The organism is Halosolutus sp. DAT137 (genome assembly GCF_059736405.1).
Window position 1 is genome coordinate 1 of the sequence record NZ_JCAQID010000005.1, and the last position, 25,469, is coordinate 25,469.

The window sequence follows — 25,469 nt, forward strand, 5'->3', positions numbered from 1 at the left end:
CCGCGAGCAACGAAGTGAGTGAGAACCACGGATAGCGAGCGGGGAACGGATGTGACCCGCGAGCAACGAAGTGAGTGAGAACCACGGATAGCGAGCGGGGAACGGATGTGACCCGCGAGCAACGAAGTGAGTGAGAACCACGGATAGCGAGCGGGGAACGGATGTGACCCGCGAGCTACGAAGTGAGCGAGAACCACGGACAGTGCGATCAGTGTGTAACCCGTTTCAGTTGGTACTGTAGGCTCGCCAGGAGCACGCAAGGCATGTCAGATCCGCCAATCGGGGCGCCGGTCCGTCTCGATCGGAAGATCACTTACCTCTCGCGACCGCGAAGTCAGTTCACTACCTCGACCTCGTACCCCTGCGCTGCGATAGCCTCGATAATACTGTGAGCGTGCTCAGCGCCGCTCGTTTCGACCTCGAAGATGAGGTAGGCTTCACCGACGTCCAGTTCGTCGATGGCGCGATCGTGGCGGACCGTCTGGATGTTCGCCCCGTACTCAGCGATGGTCCCCGAGAGTTCGGCCATCTTTCCGGGTCGATCGTCGATGTGAACGCGCAACTGGAGCAGCTGCTCGCGGTGAGTCAACGCGTGAATCAAGATTGCTCGAAGCATCGTCATGTCGAGGTTGCCGCCACAGAGCAAGGGCATGACTCGTTCGCCCTCCACATCGAGGGCGTCACTCCTGATCGCCGCGACCGCCGCGGCACCGGCCCCTTCGACTAACTGCTTCGCGCGTTCCATCAACACGAGCACGGCGTCCGCAATTTCGCCGTTAGTCACCGTTACGATTTCGTCGACGTGCCGGTCCATGATCGAAAGCGTAAGTTCGGAAATGCCGCCGGTCGCGATCCCGTCGGCGATCGTGTCGACCGAATCGAGGGTCTGTGGCGTCCCCTTATCGAGGCTGTCGGAAACCGTCGCGGCTCCGGTCGCCTGGACGCCGACGATCCGCGTCTCTGGGTTGCGTTCCGCAAAAGCCGTCGCGATCCCGCTAATCAGGCCACCACCGCCGATCGGGACGACGACGGTCTCGACGTCGGGAAAATCCTCGTACATCTCGACACCGAGGGTCCCCTGCCCCGCAACGATCGCCGGGTCGTTAAACGCGTGGACGAACTTGGCGTCGGTCTCCGCAGACAGGTTCTGGGCGTACTGAGTCGCCGCCTGGAAGTCCTTACCAACCAGTTCTACTGACGCGCCGTAGCCTCTGGTCGCGTCGATCTTCGTCTGTGGCGCAGTCTTGGGCATGACGACCGTCGACTCCACCCCGAGTTTCGTCGCGGCGAGGGCGACGCCCTGTGCGTGGTTGCCGGCACTGGCCGCGACCACCTGGTCGACGTCTTCGGTCTCGAGACAGTGGTTGATCTTGTTGTACGCGCCCCGCGTTTTGAACGAGCCGGTCCACTGGAGGTGTTCGAGCTTCAACACAACCTCCGACGCACCGGTCATCGATTCGAGGGACGTGCTCCGATCGATCGGCGTTCGTTTGACGACCGACGGATCGTCGAGTCGCTCCCGTGCGGCTTCGATATCCGCGATCGTGACCGGAAGCGTGTCGTGAGTCACGTTTTTATCACCGGCGTCTGCCGCGCGTCGCACGATCGATATCCGGACACCGAGGCACCGAACACCGAAACAGAACGTGTCGAAAACTCTGTGCGTGGTGTCGACGGCTGAATCATGGTAGATCGATCGGGACCTCCGCTTGAATGCTCGCTGCCTTGACCGTGTTGTACAACAACATCGCGATCGTCATCGGGCCAACGCCGCCGGGGACCGGCGTGATCGCGCTCGCGTTCTCGCGTGCGCTCTCGAACTCGACGTCACCGACGAGTTCGTACCCCTTCTCGTTGTCAGCGGCTACGCGGTTGACACCCACGTCGATCACCGTCGCACCCTCCGCGATCATCGAGCCGTCGACGAGTTCCGGGTAGCCGGCGGCCGCGATTACGATGTCCGCCTGCCGCGTTTTCGCGGCGAGGTCCGTCGTCCGCGAGTGACAGACCGTCGTCGTCGCGTTCCCGCCGGGTGCCTTCTGGATGAGGAGGTTCGCCAGCGGTTTGCCGACGATGTCCGACCGGCCGACGACGACGGCGTCTTTCCCCTCCGGATCGACGTCCGCCGCCTCGAGTAGCTTCTGGACGCCGTGGGGGGTACAGGGCTTGAATCGCGGGTTCCCGGCGACGAGTCGCCCGACGTTCGCCGGGTGGAAGCCGTCGACATCCTTTCGCGGATCGACCCGCCGAAGCACCGCGGTCCGATCGACGTGATCCGGGACCGGCAACTGGACGAGAATTCCGTGGACGGCGGGGTCGTCGTTCAGGGCGTCGAGGCGTTCGAACAGCGCGTCGGCGGATGCATTCGGGTCGAGTTCGTAATGTGAGCCGTCGATTCCGAGTTCGTCACACGCCCGCTGTTTCATCGAGACGTACGTTTCGCTGGCCGGATCGTCGCTCATCAACACCGTCGCAAGGCCCGGCGTCACGCCCGCCGTCTCGAGATCCTCGATACACCGGTGCAGGTCGGTCCGAATTCGATCCGCCACCGCGTTGCCGTCGAGAACGTGCGTCACGAGGGGTCACCACCATCACTCACGTCCCAGGGAGTTGGAGTCCAGTTCATGCTCGGTCACCGCTCCGGTTTTCGAGACGGGACCGTCGTCGGTTGGCCTCGGTCATACTGGCATATGCCACTGTGGAGTGTTATCAATGCACTGTATCACGCGATCGGTATCGGAATCTATCGATATTCACGATCGAATTCCACATCACGTCATATTTTTGTCTTGTAGAGGCAGGAGAATCGACCACTGACATCCCGAACTCGTTTCTGAATGCCGTGATTTTCGGTATTAGAGGCTGGTAAACGCTGATATTGAGTATATCAGTATGGTGGTCCGTCTCCCACTTTTATGTTCTGTGAGTCCGTTGCATATGGCAATGTCTGACAGCCAGCAGCCGGAGATGGAACGTCAGGACCACGCGAACTACCCGAGCGTCGATCAGTCCGATCGAACGCTGCCGAGAAACTTGCGACAGTCGGGCGATCCGGGTATCGAGATGCTCGTTTCCACGCGCGTCCGCAAGTCACCGTTTTTCCACAAGTCCTTCGTCGAGAACGACGCCTGGCGAGCGACGGTTTACAACCGCGTTTACCACCCCCGCGGGATGGTCAAACCCGAAGACGGCGGGATGATGGAAGAGTACGACGCGCTCGTCAACCGGGTGACGCTGTGGGACGTCGCCGTCGAACGACAGATCCGCGTTAAGGGTCCGGATGCCGAGGCACTTACGAACTACGTCATCACCCGCGACGCGACCGAGATCGAAACGATGCGCGGGAAGTACGTCATCCTCTGTAACGAAAACGGCGGCATCCTCAACGATCCGGTGTTATTGCGGCCGGGCGAAAACGAGTTCTGGTTCTCGATTTCGGACTCCACGCTGATGCAGTGGCTTCAGGGGGTCAACGTCGGGAAGGATTTCGACGTCGAAATCGACGAGATCGACGTCGCACCGATGCAGATCCAGGGGCCGCGATCGGTCGACGTCATGGTCGACGTCGTCGGTGAGGAAGTCACAGAAATCCCCTATTACGGACTGATGGAAGCCGAGATCAACGGCTGTTCCGTGTTGGTCAGCCAGACCGGCTTCTCCGGGGAGAAAGGGTTCGAGATCTACGTCCGCGACGCGACGAAACACGCCGAAGCCGTCTGGGATCCCGTGCTCGAAGCCGTCAGGGACCACGGCGGAATGCAGGTCGCCCCCGCACACCACCGGCGGATCGCTGCGGGAATCCTTTCGTGGGGCCAGGACATGGACCACGAAACGTCACCGTTCCAGGTGAATCTCTCCTACCAGGTGCCCGACGACAAGGATGCCGACTACGTGGGGAAAGAGGCACTCGAACGCCAGCAGGAACAAATCGAGAACGGCGAGTACCCGTTCGTCCACAAGATGGTCGGTCTCAAGCTGGCCGGCGAGCCGATTCGGGACTACGCGCCGGACTTCTGGCTCATCTCCGATCCAGAAACCGGCGAGGAGTGTGGATACGTCACGTCACCATGGTACAACCCGGAACTCGAGACGAACCTCGCGCTCGGATTCGTCCCCGCGGAGAAACTCGACGGCGACGTCAGGGACGTCTACGACGGCGACATAGAGACGGAGTTTCAGGTTCACCTGCCCGACGAGTATGCCGAGGAATCCGGAGAACCTGTGTACGCGAAGGTTTCGGAAGTCCCGTTCAAGCCGTCGGTCAACCCGAGCGCTCGTGAGCAGGCCAAACTCAACGCCAAAGAGGACGCATCCGAGTAGCCCACCCCGGACCGCGGACGCGACCACGACGAGAGAACCGATCGGTGGCTCACTACTCTGATCGAACCGCCGGTCAGACGGTACAAACGGTTACCAGAGGATTGAAGCAATGGCATCCGAAATACAATCACCTGCGATGGCAGACGGGATAGTAGCGCTACTCGAGGAGCCGCGATACGAACTCATGCCATTCGAGAGCATGGACGAGCAACTGAATTATCTCCCCGACGGTGCGGAGGTGGCTATCACGACGTCCCCCACGCTCGGAATCGACGCGACGATCGAGTGGACGGAGCGGGCGAGCGAACGCGGGTACGAGATCGTCCCACACGTCGCCGCGCGGTACGTTCGCGACGAGGCTCATCTCGAATCGATCGCGGGCCGACTCACCGACGCCGGCGTCACGGACATCTTCGTACCGGGCGGGGATCGCGAGGAGCCTGCCGGCGAGTTCGAGTCGTCGTACGAACTACTGTCGGCGCTCGAGGATCTCGAATACGATTTCCCGGACGTCGGTATTACCGGCTATCCGGAGGGACACGCCTTCCTCGACGAACAGACGCTGTCGGATTCGATGGCGAGGAAATCGCCCTACGCCACGTACGTGGTGACCCAGTTGTGTTACGATCCCGACGCGATCGTCGACTGGATCGACACGGTTCGCGACCGCGGCGTCGACCTCCCGATCGAGGTCGGAATTCCGGGCGTGATGAAGTATCAGCGGCTTCTCGGAATCTCGAAAAAAGTCGGCGTCGGCGACTCGGTTCGCTTCCTCCAGAAGACCAGCGGCGTGCTGGGATTCGTTCGACAGCTCGTCGGCTCGCGCGGAACGTACTCGCCCGACGAACTCATCGAGGGCCTGGCACCGTACGCCACCGACCCCCACTACGGCATTCGCGGCGTTCACATCTACGCGTTCAACCAGGCACAGGACCTCGAGAGTTGGCGGGGAGAGACCCTAAGTCAGTATCGGTAGCGGCTCCCAACTCGTGTTCGATCGGTCACTCGCCCTGTTTTCGCTCCTGTGTCGGGTGGTCGGAGATGTACACTTTCATCGTATCCGGAACGTCCTCCGTCACCCACGAGTTCGCACCGATGCTGACGTGGTCCCCGACGGAGACGGGTCCTAGTACCTTCGTTCCGGCCCCGATGACGACGTGATCACCGATATCGGGGTGGCGTTTGTACCCTTTTTTCAGCGTCTTCTGTGCACCTTCTTCCTCCTCGAAGTGGAGCGCGCCGAGCGTGACGTCCTGATACAGCCGGACCCACTCACCGACCGTTGCCGTTTCTCCGATAACCACGCCGGTTCCGTGATCGATGAAGAAGTACTCGCCAATTTCCGCACCGGGATGGATGTCGATTCCCGTGACAGTCTTCGCGTATTCAGTGAGTTCGCGCGCGTACTCCGTCGCGCCGGCCTCGTACAGCGCGTGTGCAACCCGCTGGATCATGATGGCCTGAAATCCCGGATAGGACCGAATGACCTCGACGTACGATTTCGCCGCTGGGTCACCTTTGTAGGCGGCTTCGACGTCTTTCGCGAGCACGTTCCGAAATTCGGGAAGTCGATCGAGCACATCGTCGACGATCGCTGTCGGATCGGTCCCCGTGTATGGACGAATCCCGCGACAGTAGATCGCGCCTAACTCCGAGAGCGTGTCCTCGACCGCCGCAGTGTCGGTGACCAGTGTATCAGCGTTCCAGCATCTGGGGAAGAACAATCGCCTGAGCAGTCCCATTTCTGCGCGTCGGTGCGACCACTCCGGAAAATCCGTTCCGATTTGCGTCGGAAACGGTTCGGTGGCCGCCAGGTAGGCATCTCGAAGCGCCTCGCCCGCGTGGCCGGTGTATTCGTATTCGGACGTCATTTGATGAGCCTTCGGATGGGACGTATAAAGAAGTTCCACGACGGTCCGAGAATCCAGAAAGAGTTCGGACACCCGATCGTCGTCCGGACGACCCAGCGGTTCGATCCGAATCAACCCGTCATCGCCCGTGGGCGGCGTATAGTACAAGTCCGTTGGCGACGAAATCCGATCGTGTCAGCGAAACTGCTTCGTGGAGAACCGATCGCGACGACCGTACTCGATGCGGTCGAGGACCGGGTTCGAGCGCTCGCCGATCGAGACGTCGTCCCGACGCTCGCGACGGTTGTCATGAGCGACGACCCCGCCGACGAACGGTTCGTTGCCCTGAAACACAACACCTGTAAAACGATCGGTATCGAGACGCGAGACGTTCGCATCGATCCCGACGCCCCACCGTATCGCCTGTACCGAACGATCGATCGCCTGTCCGCAGACCGAGAGATAGACGCAGTATTCGTGCAGGTGCCGTTACCAGATCACGTCTCGCTTCAGACGGTCAGGGCGCGACTCGACCCCGCGAAGGACGTCGACTGCTTCCATCCGGCGAACCTCGGTCGACTCGTCGCCGGAGAGCCGCGATTCGTGCCAGCAACACCCGCCGCAGTGTTCCGGCTTCTAGAGAACGCTGACTACTCGGTTGCGGGTGCGGACGTCGTCGTCGTCGGTCGGTCGACCGTCATCGCCACGCCGCTTGCGAACCTCCTCTTCCAGAAGACGCCGGCTGGAAACGCGACGGTCACCGTCTGTCACTCGGAAACGACCGACCTCGGTGAGAAGACTCGGCGGGCGGACGTCGTTATCACCGAAATCGGCGTACCGGAACTCGTCGACGGATCGATGCTCTCGCCCGGCGTCGTCGTGATCGATCTGAGCGTCAATCGTCGAGTTGACCCCCCAGACAAACTGGATGCAAGCGACGCGAACGGTCGACAGGCCGGTGAATCGGCGGGCGATCGCACGATCGAAGTGGTTGGCGACGTCGAGTTCGAGAGTGCTCGCGAGACGGCGAGCGCGATCACACCCGTCCCCGGTGGAATCGGCCCTGTCACGCTCGCGATGCTGGCCAGCAACGTCGTGCTGGCCGCTGAGCGACGCGCCAACGGCGAGATTGACTGACGATCACATGCTCGGATCGATCGAGCTGCGTGTGGGACGCCGAACGAAATCCGAGACTTGGTTCTCTGCTATCGTTCATCAAAGCTATATTTGTGTATAATTGCCAGTATCGCCTTATTCACATATACATTGTATTATCAGACTTAATGAATGTCTTTCCGAGACGAAGGACATCTAATGAGAAATCAAAACGCGCCGATCCGAATTTTCCGAGACGTGACTACCCTATCACAGAGCGATATTTCGGCAAGCGGGTTGCCGGTTTCGGTGCAAAGAAGTTGTCGAAGCCCACGTTCGGGAGACACTCCCTCAGGGTTTCTCACTGCTCCGGACGTACCATTCACGTTCGAAATTCGAATCAGTTACTCCGCCTGTGCTCGGCCACATATCAAAATATCAGAATTGAAATAAGCTACTCAAATAGCGATTGTTGTATATAATACAGTAGCTTCTGTTCTCTCATATTGTTCTGATACGTTATCGTTAATACTTGTCGTTTGTACGTACTCGCACCGCCTATTTCGATACTCGGTTACACCACCATCGTTCGAGTTCGGTGGCGCGGTCTCTGATCAGTACCAGTCGCGATCGCCCTCGATTAGCAGTTCCTCGATGAGGCGGGCGGAACCACGTCTGAGCCGACCGCTAACCGCCGTGTGTGAGAGATCGAGCAGCGATGACAACTCCTCCAGAGACACGCCTCGCGGTTCGGCGTAGTAGCCGTGCCTGTAGGCGCTGATGAGTGCCTCCAGCTGTGAAGAGGTCAGATCAACATCGACCCGCGGGTCGATCTCGTCGCGGTGTGTGAGTTCGAGAATGTCGAGGTGAATGCCGTTCTCCTGTGCGTATTCGTCGATCTCACACAATGTGTCGCGTCCCGGGAGCTGAAGCTGTAACATCCAGCCGTCCAGATAACTGTCCGTCTCGAGAGTGAGTCCACCCCGATCGGAGATCAGTGGCGTAATCAACACCGCATCGGGACCGTACTCGATCCGATACGATCGCTGGTGGCCCATCTCGAGAATGCTCGTAAAGTCAGCAACCGTGTGGTCGGTTGCGAGCGCCGACTCGACCGCATCGAACGCCGGTGCCTCGATCTTGAAAAAGTAGACGTTTTGCTGAGGGTCCGTTCCAACGTCCGAGATGACGCTAATAGACGCATCAGGGACCGCCTGAATGGTGTCCGAGAGTGCGAGGTCGGGATGCTCGACGTACACTCGCGTCGAAATCATATTCATCTCATCGTGTGTGGATCGGACAGTGACCAGTCGAACTACTCATTGCGATCACCCGCCCGACGCCTGACCGACAGCGAACCAGATTCCGCGCGGTGGGCTGTCGGATCGCGGCCGACACATTCGAGGCGCTCGATGCCGGGCTCTTCGGCCACGAGTATCGTCCCGACGAGCGCGTTGAGCCCGCGTTTGATACGCCCGTTGACGGCGGATGGGGAAAGATCGAGCGACTCGGCCAGTTCCTCGAGTGACGTCTCCCGCGGCTCGGAAAAATAGCCGTGTTCGTACGCCGCAACAAGCGCCGTTCGCTGCTGGTCAGTGATCGGAGCGCGATCGATATCCGCGACGTCGGCCTGCAGGCGCTGGGAGAGATCGAGCACGTCGAACTCGAAGGAGGCTTCTCGCGCATACTTCCAGATATCCTGAATTCCGTCGCGGTCGGGAAAGAACCAGCGTTCGCGCCAGCCGCGTCGAGACTGTCGGGGTGGCGTACTGCAGGCATCGATCACGAACCCCCCTTTGTTGGTGACTTTCGGGGCGAGAAGTTTCGTCTCCGAGGCGAACTCGATCCCCCAGAGGGTTCCGTTGCCGACGGTCCCGATCGGAGTGGCGTTGCGAACGGTGTGATCGTCCCTGAGGGCCTGCGTCACGTCTTCCGAGTGGACGTTCTCAAACCGAAAGAAATAGACGTTTTGCTCCGGGGTCGTACTCGTTTCCCGGACGACATCGACGGTCAGTTCCGGTAACGCTGCGAGCGTCTCAGCGAGGGCACCGTCCTCGTGAGCGAACCAGACCTCGGTGATGATCGCCATGTGGATACAGCTACCGTCTCCACACTAGCACCTCCAGTCTCTTAAGTCTCAGTGCTATTACGGGTTCACCACGAGATGTTTACCTTTTCGGGCCACTCGACGAACCCGATCGGCTGAGCGAGATCCGTTCAGGGGCTGGTCGAAGCGACCGATCGAAGGCGATCGAGAATAACGCCTCTATCGATGTTACGCTCGTGTTCGGTGTCGATGCGCCCGACGACGAGGTCTATCAAATCGAGTTGCTGGAGAAGTTCTCTGGTCTCCGAGCGAGCGAGTCCGATGTCCTGTTGGACTTCGTAGACGGTGTTCGATCGGGAGATCGTCTCGACGAGGGCATCGACGGTAACGTCTTCAGGAAGTCCGATACCGTCCGTGAGAACGATCGGGGATGGCGCATCGCCGTCGCATTCTGAATCCGACAGGTTGTCCGGACGACACCCGTCTGCGGCCGCCGCCGCAGATGCGTCGTCAACCTCGGTTGGGTCGGTACGGTCCGGATCGCCGCGTTGCTCCGACGCGTTCGGGTCGGTCCCGGCGTCCTCGTCGGTGGCAGGCACCGAGTCGGCGCGATCGACTTCAGTCTCGATTTCGATTGCGGTCTCGGTGTCGGTACCAGTCTCAGATTCTCTTCGTTCGGTATCGTACGAGTTCGGTTCGTGGATTCCGAAATCGATCATGTACCGGCGAACCGTTTCCGCAGTCACGTCCATCTCGATCGCGTCACTCATTTCTGCGAACGTGTCACAAGATTCGTACACTGACGCGAGCAAATCCTGATCTCTGAAGGGAGGAACGTCTCGGTTCCGTCTCCGATCGGAGACCGGTTCATCCGAACCCTCCCCGGAGTCGACGCCTGGATCGAGGTCACGATCGTTCCGTTCGATCGTGCACCCGTTCTCGGAGGTTGCGCGGAGAACGACGCCGATCGTTCCGTCCGTATCGATCGTCGTCTCGACCGGTTCCACCTCGAAATTGTGATCGTGATCGTGATCGTGTGAAGATGGGACGATCGCGTCCGCCGTCTCCAGCGAGAAGGCGAGTCGGCCGTCGGATTCGAGGGACGCCCCCGTCGAGGCGAACTGCAGCCGGTGGTCCGAAGCCGGCGAGATAGCGAGTTCGATGTCGGCAGTCAGTCCGGTCGCCGCGTCGATACGCTCGTCGAACTCGACGCTGGTTACGGTGGCGACTCCGGACTCGAGTTCCTCGAGAAGGTGACCAATCTTTTGAAGTCTGCTACCAACACCCATAATACATTACCACACGCATCGGTCCCCCATGAGAATCCGTGGTGAATACTGGAGGTGTTTATTATCCCCGGCCGATCGGTCGTCACCGTTCGATCGCCGCCCGTTTTTTGTGCTGGAGTATCTCCCCTAAAACGTAGCCACAAGAGGTTGACTGGAAAGGTGCGCCGTGATCGACCGGTGTCGGATACAGTATCTGTCGTCCGCCGAATCGTCAGGACGAACTGCATTCCGCCGTGGACGGTACCCGTCGAACGACAGGAGCGCGATTCGAAAAGAGTCGAGATACTACATCACCACCTATCCAGCGACGGCAGAGAGACGATCAGTGCTCCGTTTCGGGAGTCTCAACACCTTCGTTGAATTCGCCTTCGAACTCGCCGTTACTGCCTTCCATACCATCTCCATCACCAGTGTCGAACTCCGGTTTCTCGCCCGTCACAAGGTAGTCCGCGACGTTACCGACCAGCACGTTATTGTCGCCGCGGTGGGCGTTCTCCGGCGACAGGAAACTCGAGTCGCCGATCAGGGCGACGTTCTCGTGAACGGCAGCGACGTCGTACCTTCCGGCGTCGCGTGTCGTGGAGTGTCGGGTTCCGTCGTTCGTTCCCATAACGGTCGCGTCCTGATTCGAACCGACGATCGTTGCGCCGCGGAAGACGGCGCGGTCGACGCCGTCGGTCAGGTTCGAGTCGCCAGTCGGTTCGGTGTAGACGCTGAGGTAGTTGTTATCGTTCTCGCGGAGGTTGTAGACGTAGCCGGCTTCCGTGTAGAGTCCCTGACTCGCGGCGATCTGACCGATATCCGCGGAGCTTCCGGGATCCGTCGCGATCACGGTTCGGCCGCCGGCGTCCGCGAAGTCTGTCACCGCTTCCCGCTCGGCCGTGGACAAACTCGCGGAGCCAACCATCACGAACGCGTCGGCTTCGTCGAGCGTCTGGGCGAGGGGGCCGTCTTCGAATTCGTCCTGGTAGTAGACGACCTCGTGACCGTTCTCGACCAGCGCCGACGCGAGCGGTCCGACGCCGCGTTCCTGCCCGCCGAGCGATCCAACCGAAAGCTGGCGGTCGGGGGATCGATCTTCGATCGGGATCGGTTGGGCCGTCCCGCCCGTCGCCTGTGGCCCGCCGGTGTAGAGAACGATCGTGTTCTGTGGTTCGTCGCTCTCCATCGCGATTTCGCCCCCGTCGGGCGTCTCGTCGGCGATCAGCGAGGCGTCGATGTGGTCGTATTCGACGTCCGTGGTCTGGGTTCCCTCGTCGAGAACCACGGTTCCGACAGATACGGCTCCGACGGTGAGAACGAAAGCGGCGACGAACGTAACGGCGAGCGTCCGTGCGGTGCTCAAGGCGCTTCACCTCCAGTCTCGGTGTCGGCCGTGTCCGGTGCCGGCGGCTCCGCAGTCGTCGAACGGTCAGCCGATTCGTTCGAGGCGGTTACATCGAGATGACCGAACAGGTCCTGCCAGACCGTCTGGGTGACGAACTGTGGCTGGTACGGACTGAGTACCGGGTCGTCCGTCGCGGCGACTACGGCACCGTTCTCGTTTGTCTGGAAGAGCGGAATTCCGCTTTCGGACTCCGGACGGTGCGTAACGACGTCGAACGAGTCCATCCCGGCTCGGTCCGCAGCCTCGTAGATCGCGTCGTCGGCTGTACCAATATCGTCGGCGTAGCCGTTTTCGACCGCTTCGACGCCGATGTAGGTGCGGGCGTGGGCGACTTCCTCGCGATCCATCTCGAGATCGTCTCCGCGGTGTTCCATCACGCTCTCGAGAAAGACCTCCTGGAGCGTTTCCGTCTGTGCGCGTTCGTCGTCGGGGTGGAAGCTCCCCTTATCCGGAGCGCTGTTCCCCTCGTTGGGACCGGTCGGCATCGGGGCGGGACCGGCGACGCCGACGCTTCCGACGATCGAAGTCGGTGCGACGTAGATATCGTCGGCCGGGAGCATGGTGTAGTAGGCACCGGACGCGCCGACCGAGTCGACGGCCGCGATCACCGGCATCTCGGCGGCCGTTCGCTCGACGGCAGCGTACATTCGCTCGCTCGACCCCGGAGAGCCGCCGCCGCTATCGATATCGAGCACGACGGCTCGAACCGAATCATTGTGGCGCGCCGCTCGCAGTTCGTCCTCGACCTCCTGAGAGACGTCAGAGTGAATCACGCCGCTTACTTCGACAACGGCGACCGTGCCGTCGTCTTGAACCGTCTGTCCGTACACTTGCGGTGCAGCAAGTGCACCGATGACGACGGCAACGAGCGCAACCGCAGCGACTTGTTGTCGTCGGGAAAACCTATCGAGTGGCCATAACGTCATGTCACCGCCAACTCGATGCCTCCCGATAATAGACCCGTCACCGTGTTTTCTCGGTCAGAAAATGCCAGTACGGAAGTGTTATCTGTCCGCTTCACTGACGGTACGGTTCGGACAACCGTTCGTGGTGAGGGCCTCAGCGACCCAGATGTGGCCGGACAGCTCGCGGAGCGATCGCGGTGTTCGTCGGTAGTGATGGACCGTCGTTTGCTCTTGCGGCGGATCTCAGCGTCTCTACAGGCGAATGTTCTCGATCGGAAAAATCGGGATGTTTTTATATAGACACCGAAAGGAACGGGTAGCAGTGAGTGAGGACAGCGACCTATCGACAGTGCTTGCCGTTCTCGACGACGATTACGCGCGTCAAATCCTCACCGAAACGAGTGTCGAATCCATGTCTGCCAGTACCTTGAGCGAGCGGTGTGACGCCTCGTTGCCGACGATCTACCGCCGCCTGGATCGACTCGAGAGGTGTAAGCTCGTGACCGAAGAGACGGAACTCGCCCAGGACGGCAACCACTACAGCGTCTACAGCGCGAACCTCGATCAACTGGAACTCTCACTCGAGGACGGCGCGTTCGAACTCGAACTCACGTACCGCGAGGAAGACGTCGCAGACAAGTTCACGCGACTGTGGGAGGGGATGCGATGACTCGAGACGTCGTCCGAATCGACGAGGCGTCCGTGTTCGAACTGCTTACGATCGGGTCGCTCTTTCTCGTCGCGATCATGGGAACGCTCATCGCGTACCAGGCCTACCGAGGCTATCGTCGCAATCAGGCCCGGTCGATGCTCTACCTCGCGGTCGGCCTGCTGTTGCTCACGCTGTGTCCGTTCCTGATCAACGTCGCGATCAACACGCTGGTCGGTGCGCCACAGGTAGTCACCGTCTTCTTCGAGAACGTGAGCCGGCTGCTCGGACTGGCGGCAATCATGTACTCGCTGTACGGACGCCACTAGCGGGCATCGGGTGGAGGGCCGAAACGTCAGCGGGGAAACCGGGCGGATGGCAGCGATTGGCGTGATGAAAACCGATCGAGCCGTGATGGCAGCCGATCAATCGTCATCGCACGCGGAAACCGACGAGTGGGCGGGGTTCGGTGACTGTCGGCTCCGTGAATGTGTTCCGTGCAGTAGTATTTCAACCTGAACGTGGGTTTTCTGGGTCAGAAAATGCGATCAGCGACGGCCGGTGTCCGTCGACGGCGAGGCGGCGATCCCGTGTCGACGCTTGACTGAGCCCAACAGCCCGATCACTGCCGGTGTTCGGTCGTCCTACGTCCTGTTCGCGTTCGTGAGAGTCGGTGCGGACGATCGAAAAGTAGCTGATTAACAATCCACGTTCCCCTCGGAGGGACGCCAACACCGATCGATGGACGTGCTCACACTCACGACGTACGACGAATCGCCGTTTCTCACCCAACAGATCGAGGCGCTCGAAGACCGGGGCGTCTCGATCGATCTCCTCACCGTTCCGGGAGACGTATCCGCGACGACGTCCCGAGGCGTCACCGACTACGTTCGGTTCGTCCCGCAGGTACTCAGCGAGGCGCGTGCCGGTTACGACCTCCTCCACGCACACTACGGATTGACGGCACCGATGGCACTCGCCCAGCGGCAGCTCCCGGTCGTCCTGACCCTGTGGGGATCGGATCTCAACGGTCCAGCCGCCCCGCTGACGCGGCTCTGTGCGCGTCGTTGTGAGGAGGTGATCGTCATGAGCGATGCGATGGAACGCGACCTGGGCACGGACTGTACGGTGATCCCCTTCGGGATCGATCTCGACACGTTCCGACCACAGAACCGCACGCAGGCTCGCAATCGCGTCGGCTGGTCGGACGACGAGTATCACGTGCTCTTTCCGTACGCACCGGGCAGAACCGTCAAGAACTACCCGCGTGCAAAACGCACCGTCGATGCCGTCGACGGGCAACTCGATCGACCCGTGCGGCTGCACGCCGTCCACGGCGTCGATCACGAAACCATCCCGACCTACATGAACGCCGCCGACGCCCTGTTGCTCACCTCACACAGCGAGGGATCCCCGACGTCCGTCAAGGAGGCGATGGCGTGTACCCTCCCCGTCGTCTCGCTCGACGTCGGTGACGTCCGCCAGCGATTAGCGGGCGTGGAACCGTCTCGAGTCACGACGGAGGATCTCGGGCTCGTTCGCGGCCTCATCGACGTTCTCGAGCACGGCGGCCGCTCGAACGGGCGCGAGGCTGCCAGAGCAGTCAGTCAGGAGACGACGGTCGAGCAGGTACTCGACGTCTACGAGCGAGTACTCGACACGGAACCCGTCTTCGATCGAACCGAGCCGATTGCCCGAGGGCAGTGACGTCGTCGGCGCGATCGGGCCGGCCGGTCGGTTCCCGAACCTACGTTTCGTGTACCTCGAGGACCTTCCCGGCGGCGACGGTCTGGCCCATATCCCGGATCGCGAAGCTCCCGAGTTCGGGGATTTCGTCCGACGGTTCGATGCTCAGCGGCTTCTGCGGGCGAACGGTCACGACGGCCGCGTCGCCGGATTGGATGAAATCGGGGTTCCGTTCGTCGACCTCGCCGCTCGCCGGGTCCATCTTCCGATCGAGGGATTCGATCGTACCGGCGACCTGGGCGGTATGGGCGTGGAACACCGGCGTGTAGCCGGGCGTGATGACGCTCGGGTGTTGCATGACGACGATCTGGGCCTGAAACGTTTCCGCAACTTTCGGCGGGTCGTCGACGGGACCGCAGACGTCGCCCCGGCGGATGTCGTCTTTCCCGATGCCACGGACGTTGAACCCGACGTTGTCACCGGGTTCCGCGAGATCGATCTCTTCGTGGTGCATCTCGATCGTCTTGACCTCGCCGCCGACGTCGCTGGGCTGGAACGAAACCGAATCACCCGTCCGTAGCTGTCCCGTTTCGATTCGACCCACCGGAACCGTGCCGATTCCCGAGATGGTGTAGACGTCCTGGATCGGCAGCCGAAGCGGCGCGTCCGTCGGCGGCTCGGGTTCGGACAGGTCGTTCAGGGTTTCCAGCAGTGTTCGCCCGTCGTACCAGTCGGTGTTCTCGGAGGGGGTGGCGACGTTGTCGCCCTCGAAGGCCGAAATCGGGATGAACGACGCGTCTTCGGTCTGGAACCGGACCTGATTGAGAAGATTCTTGACTTCCTCGACGACCTCCCGGAACCGCGACTCGTCGTACTCGACGACGTCCATCTTGTTGACCACGACGACGAGTTCGTCGATGCCGAGCGTGCGTGCCAGAAAGACGTGTTCCTGTGTCTGGGGAGCAACGCCGTCGTCGGCGGCAACGACCAGAACGGCGTTATCCGCCTGCGACGCACCCGTGATCATGTTTTTGACGAAATCGCGGTGGCCCGGACAGTCGACGATCGTAAAGTCGTACTGGTCAGTCTGGAACTCCTGGTGGGCGATGTCGATCGTCAGCCCGCGTTCGCGTTCCTCCGCGAGGTTATCCATCACGTATGCGAACTCGAAACCGCCCTTCCCTTTCTCCTGTGCTTCCTGACGATGTTGCTCGATGATGTGTTCAGGGACGCCGCCGGTCTCGAACAGGAGGCGACCCACCAGCGTACTCTTCCCGTGGTCGACGTGGCCAATAATCGCCAGGTTCTGGTGGGGACTGTCAGTCATGGCTCTCCACTAGAGGATCGGATTCCACGCTCCTAAATCTCTGGCAGGCATTCACACGCACACAATAGCGGAACCGCGAGACTCGATCGGGAATTCAGGTAGTCCGCGACGAAAATAGCGCTGTGGACAGTTCGCGGATCATCGATCGAGCGGTTCGTAGACGTACGAGTGACGCAGGTCAATGTCGTACGTCATCGTTCCAGGGGGCATTCGGACAAATCGCCACGTGGCGTAGAGGTCGCCGATCGCTCCAGCCGTGTTGAGAACAAGCACGAACAGGGCCGTGATCGCGACGATCGGAATCGGAGCGGCCAGCAGTGGAACGCACACGAGCGTGATGATGGCGAGCGGTGCGAAGCCGATACGGACAAGTTCGTCGCGTCGCACGAACTGCCCGAAGGCAGCCGCGTAAAACGCACCCATCGCCGGCGAGACGCCGTACGTGACCTCGTGACCGTAGCGCCCGAAAACGGCGCCGTGGATCAGTTCGTGGATGACGACGGTAACGATGAGGGCGACGACGAACGGGACGCCGACGACGACCAGATCCACCGCAACCGTCGTCGTCTCGTCCTCGATCGTTACGTCGTAAAATCCCGCGAACACCTCCGGTCCCTGAACGGTCCACAGAAGCGCAGCGAAACAAACGGACGAAAGAAGGCCCAGCAGTCCCGAACCGAGCAGCAACACCACCGTCGGATAGGTGAACTCGTACGGCTCAGCATATCCCTCCGGTGTCGGCGGCGGACCCGTAGACGCCGGCGCTCTCGTCGCTGTCGGCTCCGGTGGTCGATCGGTATCCATGACCTGTACTCACGAGTAAACGCTAAACGTCCGGCGGTTTCGCTCAGCCATCGACGACCGCGAAACTGACGCGCAATCCGTTGGAGCACAGGCTGTAGCTAACGTATCGCTCTGGGTGTGGGGACGACAGATCGCTGCAGCCCCATCTGTCATCGGCGGAGACGGTATCGAACGGATACGTGACCGACTTTCGGCTTTCGAACCCTGGACCGGTCAGAACGGCTAATCGCTCGAACCGGCGTTTACCCGATGTGAGCGAACATCGGTGGTCTCCGATGAACGAACGAAAGCCATCGTGGTACCGCCCATCTGTTTCCCTCTCGACGACGGTAACCGTCTCGTGGGCGTCTTTCCCTGCTCGGACAGTAATCGAGCGACTACCAGTCACGACTACGTACTGCGACTGGAGAACGCTGCAACCGGCGTCGGAGTTGATGCCGGTCTGTAGACCACTGGACGGGTGTGGACCGGCCGCTTCCGCCGGATCGCTCTGATGAGTCAGACTGCTGAACGGCGTTTCGGCAAGAAAGTTTACTGATGACTCTCGATCGACGACTTGGAAATCGCCGTACTGCTGGAAACCGATGAACTCCGCCGCTTGCTCTTCGTTCTATGACCAAACGTTACAGACGCAGATATGAACATATGGTGGGAAGTTGGTCCGGTTTCTGTCACTCGTAGGCGTCGTACGGCTCGACCAGCGTAAGTAGATTCTGTTCCAGTTCACCGCCAACAAACTGGACGAGTCCCGTCGCAGACTCGTAGTCGATTATCCTGACCTCCTCCAGCTTTGGGAGATGTGTATGGTGAAGTGCGATCCGGACGCGTTGGCGATGTTCGTCGGATAGTTGCTCCTCGCCTTCGTCTCGGAGTCTGTCTGCAACGCAGTCTACAAGCGCATCGTATTCCAGTGTTTTATCGGATGCGCTGTTCAGCGAGTTGAGGATCGTTCGTCGGTGTTGGTTCGCTACTGCCGATAGAAGCTTATCGGGGGAAATTGGTCTCAGTTGGTCCGCAGGGCTGGAAAGATTGTCGATTTGCTGTAGATCATATTCCTCTCGCTCTCGATTCTTATCCATACTCACATAGCGGAACCCCAACTGCCTGGTTCTATTCCATGGTGCACAAAGGATGCGCCTGATCCGATTACGGCTCCGATTCGGGGGTAATCAGTGTATGCCTGACGAACCCACCGATGGCACGTCGCAGCCGCTCTGTCACTGCTTGATCAGAAATTCCTAGTTCATCTGCGAGCTCCTCAGTTGTACAGCCCCGAGGAATGTCGTAGTATCCCATCCGAACAGCAAGCATGAGCGCTTCTCGCTGTGGCTCGCTCAAGCCGTACCACGGACCAGTATTATGATCCGTCGGATTGTACACCCGAATGAGTTCCAAGAATATGTCCGTATCCGCACAACAGGATTGACACTGAGACAAGGCCTCGCGATGGGGAAATCGGAGTTCGAAATCCCACCCTTCCGAAGTTCCGGTCGCACTCAATATCTGACCCTTGTGGTTCAAGATGCATTGAAAAAATCGATCCTGGCTCGCATCCCAATCAAGCCTGAACAGGGTTCGATCTCCGAACACGTCCATTTTCGTTACGCTGTTGACAGTTGGATAGCGTTCGACGGCATCGAGAAACTCGTTTCCGACCGGTTCGTAGACCCAAAAGAGCGGTACAGTGGCATCATCATTTGGAACGAGCGTTTCGAGTTTGATGGCCGACGCCTCATCGAGACTGAGAATCTGCCCGAGTTCGAAATCATCGGGCGGTACTCGAACTTCTGTTATCACACTCATACTCGCTTATGAGACTACGTTGCTCAGGGCCGTACAAAAGAGGGGGACATGGTGCACCAGGCCCGACCAGTATTTTACAATTGCCCTACACGTAGACTATCGTATAGATAGACTGCGGTATATCGCGCACCTGTTGGATACTCATTTTTAAAGCCATGGCACACCATGGTCAATTATCCGTCCTCGGTATGAACCCTGCTGCATGGCAACTGAGATGGAATTTACAGTTCCAGCAGAGGAGTTTCCGCTAGGAAGTATCTTCGAGAATTTACCGGGAGTGACGGTCGAATTGGAGCGACTCATTCCACACGAGACGCTGACGATCCCGTATTTCTGGATACGGGGTACGGAAAACGAGGAGCTCGAAGCCGCGTTCGAACCACACGCAGGCGTGACGGACATTCGACAGGTTGATAGCGTCGAAGACGAGCATCTCATGCGCGCAGAATGGGTACGGGAATACAACGGACTGTTGACCGCTTTGTCGGAGACAAACATAACCGTGCTCTCAGGGGTCGGAACAGTTGATGGGTGGCGCTTCGAAGTACGAGGGGACACTCGGGAAGCGATCGCTGAGTTTCGGACTCGTCATCTGGAAAAAGACATTTCGATCGATATCACTTTGGTCCACGCGTTGCTCCCGATTCAAGGCGACAGCTACGAATTAACCGAAACCCAGCGCGAGGCAGTGGTATTGGCCTACAAACGTGGCTACTTCGATACTCCACGCGAATCATCACTGGAAGAGATCGCTGTCGAACTCGATATCACCCAGCAGTCGTTGTCTTCCCGACTTCGCCGCGGCCATCGACGCCTCATCAGCGAGACACTCACCCGTCCGTAGACGTGCTCGAGTGGGTCCGTAGTGTCGCGATTGTTCATCTCGAAAAGAAACGAGTAAGAGTTGTCTCAGCGAGTACAAATGCAGCATTTCACTTTCGGAGCCATGGTACACCATCCCTATTGATTATCCGCGTACCAGACGAATGGGTCCACATGGCGACCGTCATGGAGTTTACGACTCCGGAAGAAGAGTTCCCATTGGGCAGTATCTTCGAGAACTTGCCGGGAGTGACGGTCGAGTTGGAACGACTGATCCCCCACGAAACGCTGATCATCCCGTACTTTTGGGTACGTGGTTCAGAAACCGAGGACATCGAAGCCGAATTCGAACCACACGCTGGCGTAACTGACATTCGACTGGTCGATAGTATCGGAGACGAGTACCTGATGCGCGCAGAGTGGAAACAAGCGTATTTCGGCGTTCTGAGTGCCCTGGCCAAGGCCAACGTTGTCGTCCTCTCTGGGATTGGAACGAAAAACGAGTGGCGATTCGAGGTGCGCGGCGAAGATCAAGAGGCAATCGCGGAGTTTCGAGAGTACTGCCAGGAAAACGAGATCCCGATAGCGATCACCGCTGTCCACGCCATGCTTCCAATCCAGGGGGAGGGGTACGAGCTGACCGAAACCCAGCGGGAGGCACTGGTATTGGCCTATGAGCGTGGCTACTTCGACACCCCACGGGAGGCGTCGCTCGAAGAGATCGCAGACGAACTCGGCATTACCCAGCAATCGCTTTCCTCACGACTCCGCCGCGGGAATCGACGCCTCGTTGGAGCGACGCTCATCAGTTTGTCGTGATCTTCCCGACGATTTCTATTTAAACCCTTTGTATAATCAGTAGGGGTGTTGAACCGATTCAGACCGCTAGGACAGATAGATATGGGCACGATGGTGGCTGGAGTTGAAGTAGAAGCGGCTGAGTATCATCATGAATCTGTGGCTATCCGTACCCAGTTTGATCAGGAGAAAACAGCCGCGAGTATGGCTGTTGTTGCAACGCTGGCGGAGGTGATGGACGCCGATCCGGTTGAACTGAATCCGCTACATTCTACTGTTGACCCAGAGGTGCTGGATGCGCTCGTCCGCGTCCGAAACGGGACGAACGGAGATATCCACGTCACGTTCACCCACGAGGACCGCGCGATAACCGTGCATAGCTACGGTGTGGTCACAATCACACCAGAGCACAAACCAGCAGCGGGACAGTACGAAAGGGACACGGGAAAATGACGTCTGAGGAGACTCCGCTCACGTCGAAAGCGGAATTGAACGCGGAGCTAAAAACGCTCCTTATTACGGCCTACAAGAACGGAATCGACGTGGAAGGCGGATTCGAATGCCGGAATGGAGTCGAACACCCCGACTGGGACGTAATCATCACCGAAGTCGAAAAGAACGAGCAGTCGGAGTGAGCAACTGCGAGGGAGATCAGATCGGTAACAACTCGTAGAACCGAGAACGACGTACGCCAACACAGTGACCGAGTCGAAAGAGTGCTCTCAGCGCAACAGTGACGAGTATACTGTGCGTTACTGATACGGGCTGTTGGAATTCGCTACCAGTGGTGCTTGCCGGCGTCGACGTGTCGGATCGTCTGACCGGGGCCGCGATCACCGGTAAAACGGTACAACGATTCTACGAGAGGTATTTCTACCTATAGTGCTGCTGAACGTCACTGCACACTCGATCGCACGATGGCTGTGCGACCAGTGTATCACTCGTTGCAGTTATTATGATATTTCGGCACGGCTGGCAGGATGGCGGTTGACGGTAGGTAAACCGTATCGTTTTGTGACGTGACACACTGGTACCAGAATGCAACTCGACCGAGGAATCGAACTCACGAAAGCGGGCGTCACCCACTACGATCTCTTACCACTTCTTCGAACGGAAGGCGCTTTTCGAGTCATCACACGGATATTTCTCCCGATCGGTACGGATCGGTGAGTCCCGCTCCTGGTGATCGTTCGAATCGGGTAGCGATCGCCGGTATCGAATGATGACAGATCGTCTGCGCTCTCGCTGTCTTGAGGCGTGCTTCGATTCACAGCGGCCCGTGAGAACCGTTCTCAGTGGGGCGGTGTCGAGAGCATCCGTATCGTGGCACGCGCCGTCATTGCGAAAGGAGGGGCCGCCACACGTTGGCGACGACCAGTAGCGTACACGCGAGCAGAGCGCCCGTGGTAACGAGCGGGTTTAGAACGCCCGCGACCGCGACTGGGATGGCGATCGCGTTGTAGACAAATCCCAGTGCCAGGGTCTGACGGAACCGACGGCGAGCCGTTTTTGCGATTGCGAACGATCGACCGACGGCGGCAAGATCGTCGTCGACGATCGTGAGGTCGGCCGCGTCGGCGGCGAGTGCGGTGCCGCTGCCCAGGCTACAGCCGAGATCGGCCGCCGCAAGTGCAGGAGCGTCGTTGGTCCCGTCGCCGACCATCGCGACAGTCCGATCGGCAGCGAATCGACGAACTGCAGCCAGTTTTCCCGCAGGCGGGACGCCTGCGAAGACGCGGTCGACGTGGGGATGCTCCCGAACGGCATCGGTCGCGGTTCGATCGTCACCGGTGAGGACGACGACGTCGAGACCGTGATTGGACAGTGCAGTCACGACGTCCGCCCACTCCGCACGTGGCTCGTCACCGACGACGATCACGCCCTGGACCACCCCGTTTCGACCGACGACGGTGGGCAACCGACCGTGGTCGCGGGCGGCCGCGACGCGTTCGTCGGTTGCCGGCGGGAGAGGCCACCCCCGTTCGATAAAAAGGGACGGATGACCGACGAGCAGTCGATCGCCGTCGACGACGCCCTCGATGCCGGTATCGTGGCTTTTTACGTCGCGAATTTCGTGCCCGCGTTCGGCACCTGATCGACTCTCGGCCGAGGTCTCGCCACCATCCTGCAGATTCGTTTCGATGCCGTCGAACGCGCTTTCGATTGCCGCCGCAACTGGGTGGGCACTTCGCCGTTCTAACGCGGCGACGGCATCCAGTATATCTGTCGGCGCATGTACGTCGAGGACGGTCATCTCACCCGTCGTGAGGGTCCCGGTCTTGTCGAAGACGACGGTATCGATGTCCCGGATTCGTTCGAAGACGGTCTCGTCGAAGACGACGATACCGTGATCGAGCGCCGCCTGCAGTTGTCTCCCGACGGAGACGTGCGTGGCGAATCCGAGCGCCCAGGGACTCGTTACGAACACGGCAGCGAGGACAGCTAGCACAGTCGTTGCAGGGGACGCCGTGAGTGCCCCAGCGACCCCGGAAACCATAGCCGCCACGACGACGACGGCCAGCGCCCCCGCGGCGAGTTCGTCACCTGCGGTCTGTCCGGCGTGGCGCGCGCTCTGGACGTTCCAGACGGTCTCGATGAGCCGATCGATGCCGCTGGTCGGTCGGTCGTCGACGGCGACGACCGCCGCGTCCCCTGTCACGATCGATCCGCCGACAACCCCGTCGCCGGCCCGCTTTGTCACCGGCAACGATTCGCCGGTGACGACCGATTCGTCGATCGTACACGTACCCTCGCTCAGGACACCGTCGGCGGGAATCCGATCGCCCGCTGGAACGAGGACGCGATCGTCGGCATCGAGCTCGTCGACCGGAACCCGTGTCGCCGTTCCGTCATCTTCGAGTCGCCGGGCCTCGTCGACCTGCGATACCGTTAGATCGGTGAGTCGGTCCATCGCCCGTCGTTTGACCGTCGCTTCGTAGAACGTGGCGGCCATCGCGAGAGTGGCAACGAGAATCGTTAGGTCGTAGTAGACGTCGTTTCGTCCGAGAACGAGCGCGATCGTGCCGTAAAGGAAGGCGCTGACGATCGTCAGAGTGGCGAGCAGTCCGGTGGTCGGTTGGCGGAGTTTCACGCTCACGTACGCGCCGCGCAGAAGCGGCATGCCGGTGAGATAGAGGACCGTCCCGGTAACGACGACGAACACCGGCAACAACAACACTCCCTCGAGATTCTCGAAGGCGTCCTCGTAGAGAGACAGCATCCACCAGTCGGTGAACGCGGAGAGATAGACCGGATAGAAGATCGCAACGTACGGAACCAGCAGGAACGACCCGAAGACGACGCCGACGACGTACCGGATTTCCAGAAGGTCGTCGCTCCGTCGCTTCCGTACGCCGCTCATCTCCCGATCGCGTCGAGTTGAACCGTCGGTATCGGCTCCGATCGTCGCGGTATCCCGGCGGTAGGCGGTGTAGCCAATGGTCGTCAGTGCGTCTTCGAGATCGGCTGCCGTCACCTGATCGGGATCGTGATCGATCCGGATCGACTCCGTTACGTAACTCGCCGTTACGTCGGTTACACCGTCGTGGGCCCCGGCAATCCGTTCGAGAAACGCCTCACACGTTGCTGCGTACATTCCGTCAATCCGGAAAAACGTCCGCGTGGTCGCGGCGGTGCTCTCGCCCTCGTCACTGGTCTTGCTCTCGTCACTGGTCTGCTCTGCTAACGCGCCGTCGCCGTCATCTTCGGATTCTTCCTCCTCAACCCTGCGTCGTCCAGTATCGTCGGAGGCGATAACTCCCTCCTGACCGAGCGTTCCGTAGATGTCGCGACACCCAGTCGAGCAGAACGGGGTCAGTGCCGGTTCCGAATTCGCCACTTCGGCTTCGACCGGCGTCTGACAAAGCGTACAGCAGGGATGAGATGTGTGATCGCCCCCCACGATAGAGTACCCGCCACCCAGGTGCATAAGATTACACACCGACTCACACGACCCGATCCAGACGGGCCGACATCGGCGTGCCGAATCGGGTCGCACTAGCGTAACTGGTAGCCCGCGTCGGTTCCGTCGGTATCGGTCCGCGGGCGAGTTATTTTGGCCGGAGGAACATTCGCTAATTACTAGTGATAATCAGACGGTAAAGCTTATGCTTGACTGCCAGCGTTGGCCGGTATGGAACGTCTCGACACGGACCAGCGCAGTTCAGTTGATAAATCAACCCACCCGAACGTCATCACCGTCGACGGACAGGGGACACCCGCCAGTTTCGAGATCACAGTCGATGGAACGATCGATATGGCAGATGCGATCGCCGCCGAAGAAGCGACGGTCGTCTCCGGATCGACCGTCGAGGGAACCGTCGACGCCGACACGCAACGGTTTCGGTTCTCGGGCGACGTAACCGACGTGACGATCGTCAACCGCGGCGGTCTCCCCCCGGAATCCGTCGTCGATCCAGAGATTTACATCGAAGAGCGGTAGGCACGGAGACGAGCAAGCCGCCGGTCCCGCTTCGGTCCCGTCTCCCGGCTCGTCGTCACCTCGATGTGCCTGCCGTGTCGGCACCTCGTGCGTCCCACCAGTGTCTCCGCTCCGAATCGGCTTCCCCGCGGATCCGTTTCGGCGCAGTGACTGGTGCGGTCCCGACCCGCCGGTTTCGTCGGTCCCGTAAATCGATGGCGTCAGCGGATCGATCGAGGCGGTCCTCGCGACTATTACGCCGGGAGA

At 59.9% G+C, this 25,469-nt stretch carries 24 protein-coding genes and 1 pseudogene; 12 read left to right on the forward strand and 13 right to left on the reverse strand.

Going from position 1 to position 25,469, the window contains the following annotated elements:
- Positions 1-334: 334 nt before the first annotated feature.
- Positions 335-1,570: a threonine ammonia-lyase gene (gene ilvA / locus AC6I6L_RS08970; RefSeq protein WP_497917413.1), complete on the reverse strand. Its 1,236-nt coding sequence runs from the start codon at positions 1,568-1,570 to the stop codon at positions 335-337.
- 112 nt (positions 1,571-1,682) lie between these two features.
- Positions 1,683-2,576, reverse strand: a complete 894-nt coding sequence (locus AC6I6L_RS08975) for a bifunctional methylenetetrahydrofolate dehydrogenase/methenyltetrahydrofolate cyclohydrolase (RefSeq protein ID WP_497917414.1) — start codon at positions 2,574-2,576, stop codon at positions 1,683-1,685.
- A 367-nt stretch (positions 2,577-2,943) separates the two neighbouring features.
- On the opposite strand from AC6I6L_RS08975, the gene AC6I6L_RS08980 reads away from it, so the two are divergent.
- The gene (locus AC6I6L_RS08980) at positions 2,944-4,320 is read left to right on the forward strand and encodes an aminomethyltransferase family protein (protein WP_497917415.1); all 1,377 of its coding nucleotides are present in this window, start codon (positions 2,944-2,946) and stop codon (positions 4,318-4,320) included.
- 109 nt (positions 4,321-4,429) lie between these two features.
- Positions 4,430-5,296, forward strand: coding sequence for a methylenetetrahydrofolate reductase (locus tag AC6I6L_RS08985; RefSeq protein ID WP_497917416.1), 867 nt, complete (start codon positions 4,430-4,432; stop codon positions 5,294-5,296).
- Positions 5,297-5,321: 25 nt separating this feature from the next.
- Here AC6I6L_RS08985 and epsC read toward each other — a convergent pair whose 3' ends face one another.
- Positions 5,322-6,191: a serine O-acetyltransferase EpsC gene (gene epsC / locus AC6I6L_RS08990; RefSeq protein ID WP_497917417.1), complete on the reverse strand. Its 870-nt coding sequence runs from the start codon at positions 6,189-6,191 to the stop codon at positions 5,322-5,324.
- A 171-nt stretch (positions 6,192-6,362) separates the two neighbouring features.
- On the opposite strand from epsC, the gene AC6I6L_RS08995 reads away from it, so the two are divergent.
- Positions 6,363-7,307 carry a bifunctional 5,10-methylenetetrahydrofolate dehydrogenase/5,10-methenyltetrahydrofolate cyclohydrolase gene (locus tag AC6I6L_RS08995; RefSeq protein WP_497917418.1) on the forward strand — a complete coding sequence of 315 codons (945 nt, stop codon included), beginning with the start codon at positions 6,363-6,365 and terminating at the stop codon, positions 7,305-7,307.
- Positions 7,308-7,879: 572 nt separating this feature from the next.
- Here AC6I6L_RS08995 and AC6I6L_RS09000 read toward each other — a convergent pair.
- The 5 genes from AC6I6L_RS09000 to AC6I6L_RS09020 form a co-directional block, all read right to left on the reverse strand.
- Complete coding sequence (locus AC6I6L_RS09000; protein WP_497917419.1) at positions 7,880-8,539, reverse strand: helix-turn-helix domain-containing protein; 660 nt, start codon at positions 8,537-8,539, stop codon at positions 7,880-7,882.
- A 41-nt stretch (positions 8,540-8,580) separates the two neighbouring features.
- A complete protein-coding gene (locus tag AC6I6L_RS09005) occupies positions 8,581-9,354 on the reverse strand; it encodes a helix-turn-helix domain-containing protein (RefSeq protein ID WP_497917420.1) in 774 nt (257 codons plus the stop codon).
- 128 nt (positions 9,355-9,482) lie between these two features.
- On the reverse strand, positions 9,483-10,601 hold the full coding sequence (locus AC6I6L_RS09010) for a DUF8073 domain-containing protein (RefSeq protein ID WP_497917421.1): 1,119 nt from the start codon (positions 10,599-10,601) through the stop codon (positions 9,483-9,485).
- Positions 10,602-10,923: 322 nt separating this feature from the next.
- A complete protein-coding gene (locus AC6I6L_RS09015; protein WP_497917422.1) occupies positions 10,924-11,946 on the reverse strand; it encodes a DUF4350 domain-containing protein in 1,023 nt (340 codons plus the stop codon).
- Positions 11,943-12,914 (reverse strand): S49 family peptidase, encoded by a 972-nt coding sequence (locus tag AC6I6L_RS09020; RefSeq protein WP_497917423.1) that lies wholly within the window; start codon positions 12,912-12,914, stop codon positions 11,943-11,945. Before AC6I6L_RS09020 ends, AC6I6L_RS09015 begins: the two co-directional genes overlap by 4 nt.
- Before the next feature lie 301 nt (positions 12,915-13,215).
- Between AC6I6L_RS09020 and AC6I6L_RS09025 the strand changes: the two genes are divergently transcribed.
- The 3 genes from AC6I6L_RS09025 to AC6I6L_RS09035 all read left to right on the forward strand — a co-directional run bounded on the left by AC6I6L_RS09025 (position 13,216) and on the right by AC6I6L_RS09035 (position 15,249).
- Positions 13,216-13,563 carry an ArsR/SmtB family transcription factor gene (locus tag AC6I6L_RS09025; RefSeq protein ID WP_497917424.1) on the forward strand — a complete coding sequence of 116 codons (348 nt, stop codon included), beginning with the start codon at positions 13,216-13,218 and terminating at the stop codon, positions 13,561-13,563.
- Complete coding sequence (locus AC6I6L_RS09030; protein ID WP_497917425.1) at positions 13,560-13,871, forward strand: DUF7521 family protein; 312 nt, start codon at positions 13,560-13,562, stop codon at positions 13,869-13,871. The genes AC6I6L_RS09025 and AC6I6L_RS09030 overlap by 4 nt, the downstream gene beginning before the upstream one ends.
- A gap of 412 nt (positions 13,872-14,283) precedes the next feature.
- Complete coding sequence (locus AC6I6L_RS09035) at positions 14,284-15,249, forward strand: glycosyltransferase (protein ID WP_497917426.1); 966 nt, start codon at positions 14,284-14,286, stop codon at positions 15,247-15,249.
- A gap of 40 nt (positions 15,250-15,289) precedes the next feature.
- Here AC6I6L_RS09035 and tuf read toward each other — a convergent pair whose 3' ends face one another.
- Both tuf and AC6I6L_RS09045 read right to left on the reverse strand, forming a co-directional pair.
- Positions 15,290-16,555 (reverse strand): translation elongation factor EF-1 subunit alpha, encoded by a 1,266-nt coding sequence (tuf, locus tag AC6I6L_RS09040; protein ID WP_497917427.1) that lies wholly within the window; start codon positions 16,553-16,555, stop codon positions 15,290-15,292.
- A 138-nt stretch (positions 16,556-16,693) separates the two neighbouring features.
- A complete protein-coding gene (locus AC6I6L_RS09045; RefSeq protein ID WP_497917428.1) occupies positions 16,694-17,359 on the reverse strand; it encodes a DUF3267 domain-containing protein in 666 nt (221 codons plus the stop codon).
- Positions 17,360-17,597: 238 nt separating this feature from the next.
- Between AC6I6L_RS09045 and AC6I6L_RS09050 the strand changes: the two are divergent.
- Positions 17,598-17,807 (forward strand): annotated as a pseudogene (locus AC6I6L_RS09050) (HTH domain-containing protein); the annotation flags it as partial.
- Between the two features lie 223 nt (positions 17,808-18,030).
- On the opposite strand, the gene AC6I6L_RS09055 reads toward AC6I6L_RS09050, so the two are convergent.
- Positions 18,031-18,438, reverse strand: coding sequence for a DUF7344 domain-containing protein (locus AC6I6L_RS09055; protein ID WP_497917429.1), 408 nt, complete (start codon positions 18,436-18,438; stop codon positions 18,031-18,033).
- 67 nt (positions 18,439-18,505) lie between these two features.
- Positions 18,506-19,162, reverse strand: coding sequence for a helix-turn-helix domain-containing protein (locus AC6I6L_RS09060; protein WP_497917430.1), 657 nt, complete (start codon positions 19,160-19,162; stop codon positions 18,506-18,508).
- Positions 19,163-19,364: 202 nt separating this feature from the next.
- Between AC6I6L_RS09060 and AC6I6L_RS09065 the strand changes: the two genes are divergently transcribed.
- From AC6I6L_RS09065 to AC6I6L_RS09080, 4 genes are all read left to right on the forward strand, one after another.
- Positions 19,365-20,006, forward strand: a complete 642-nt coding sequence (locus tag AC6I6L_RS09065; RefSeq protein WP_497917431.1) for a helix-turn-helix domain-containing protein — start codon at positions 19,365-19,367, stop codon at positions 20,004-20,006.
- Positions 20,007-20,158: 152 nt separating this feature from the next.
- The gene (locus AC6I6L_RS09070) at positions 20,159-20,803 is read left to right on the forward strand and encodes a helix-turn-helix domain-containing protein (protein WP_497917432.1); all 645 of its coding nucleotides are present in this window, start codon (positions 20,159-20,161) and stop codon (positions 20,801-20,803) included.
- Positions 20,804-20,884: 81 nt separating this feature from the next.
- The gene (locus AC6I6L_RS09075; RefSeq protein ID WP_497917433.1) at positions 20,885-21,235 is read left to right on the forward strand and encodes a HalOD1 output domain-containing protein; all 351 of its coding nucleotides are present in this window, start codon (positions 20,885-20,887) and stop codon (positions 21,233-21,235) included.
- Positions 21,232-21,417, forward strand: coding sequence for a hypothetical protein (locus tag AC6I6L_RS09080; protein ID WP_497917434.1), 186 nt, complete (start codon positions 21,232-21,234; stop codon positions 21,415-21,417). The genes AC6I6L_RS09075 and AC6I6L_RS09080 overlap by 4 nt, the downstream gene beginning before the upstream one ends.
- A gap of 701 nt (positions 21,418-22,118) precedes the next feature.
- Here the strand turns inward: AC6I6L_RS09080 and AC6I6L_RS09085 are convergent.
- On the reverse strand, positions 22,119-24,683 hold the full coding sequence (locus tag AC6I6L_RS09085) for a heavy metal translocating P-type ATPase (RefSeq protein WP_497917435.1): 2,565 nt from the start codon (positions 24,681-24,683) through the stop codon (positions 22,119-22,121).
- Positions 24,684-24,914: 231 nt separating this feature from the next.
- Between AC6I6L_RS09085 and AC6I6L_RS09090 the strand changes: the two genes are divergently transcribed.
- On the forward strand, positions 24,915-25,223 hold the full coding sequence (locus AC6I6L_RS09090; protein ID WP_497917436.1) for a hypothetical protein: 309 nt from the start codon (positions 24,915-24,917) through the stop codon (positions 25,221-25,223).
- The last annotated feature ends 246 nt before the right edge of the window (positions 25,224-25,469 follow it).

Bases quoted from the DNA above. Each gene is read 5' to 3' on its own strand.
- AC6I6L_RS09030 (WP_497917425.1), top strand. From the start codon at position 13,560: ATGACTCGAGACGTCGTCCGAATCGACGAGGCGTCCGTGTTCGAACTG.
- AC6I6L_RS09010 (WP_497917421.1), bottom strand. From the start codon at position 10,601: ATGGGTGTTGGTAGCAGACTTCAAAAGATTGGTCACCTTCTCGAGGAA.
- AC6I6L_RS09075 (WP_497917433.1), top strand. From the start codon at position 20,885: ATGGGCACGATGGTGGCTGGAGTTGAAGTAGAAGCGGCTGAGTATCAT.
- AC6I6L_RS09005 (WP_497917420.1), bottom strand. From the start codon at position 9,354: ATGGCGATCATCACCGAGGTCTGGTTCGCTCACGAGGACGGTGCCCTC.
- AC6I6L_RS08980 (WP_497917415.1), top strand. From the start codon at position 2,944: ATGTCTGACAGCCAGCAGCCGGAGATGGAACGTCAGGACCACGCGAAC.
- AC6I6L_RS08985 (WP_497917416.1), top strand. From the start codon at position 4,430: ATGGCATCCGAAATACAATCACCTGCGATGGCAGACGGGATAGTAGCG.
- AC6I6L_RS09035 (WP_497917426.1), top strand. From the start codon at position 14,284: ATGGACGTGCTCACACTCACGACGTACGACGAATCGCCGTTTCTCACC.
- epsC (WP_497917417.1), bottom strand. From the start codon at position 6,191: ATGACGTCCGAATACGAATACACCGGCCACGCGGGCGAGGCGCTTCGA.
- AC6I6L_RS09080 (WP_497917434.1), top strand. From the start codon at position 21,232: ATGACGTCTGAGGAGACTCCGCTCACGTCGAAAGCGGAATTGAACGCG.
- AC6I6L_RS09020 (WP_497917423.1), bottom strand. From the start codon at position 12,914: ATGACGTTATGGCCACTCGATAGGTTTTCCCGACGACAACAAGTCGCT.
- AC6I6L_RS09055 (WP_497917429.1), bottom strand. From the start codon at position 18,438: ATGGATAAGAATCGAGAGCGAGAGGAATATGATCTACAGCAAATCGAC.
- AC6I6L_RS09090 (WP_497917436.1), top strand. From the start codon at position 24,915: ATGGAACGTCTCGACACGGACCAGCGCAGTTCAGTTGATAAATCAACC.
- AC6I6L_RS09060 (WP_497917430.1), bottom strand. From the start codon at position 19,162: ATGAGTGTGATAACAGAAGTTCGAGTACCGCCCGATGATTTCGAACTC.
- AC6I6L_RS09065 (WP_497917431.1), top strand. From the start codon at position 19,365: ATGGCAACTGAGATGGAATTTACAGTTCCAGCAGAGGAGTTTCCGCTA.
- tuf (WP_497917427.1), bottom strand. From the start codon at position 16,555: ATGACTGACAGTCCCCACCAGAACCTGGCGATTATTGGCCACGTCGAC.
- AC6I6L_RS09045 (WP_497917428.1), bottom strand. From the start codon at position 17,359: ATGGATACCGATCGACCACCGGAGCCGACAGCGACGAGAGCGCCGGCG.
- AC6I6L_RS09070 (WP_497917432.1), top strand. From the start codon at position 20,159: ATGGCGACCGTCATGGAGTTTACGACTCCGGAAGAAGAGTTCCCATTG.
- AC6I6L_RS09000 (WP_497917419.1), bottom strand. From the start codon at position 8,539: ATGATTTCGACGCGAGTGTACGTCGAGCATCCCGACCTCGCACTCTCG.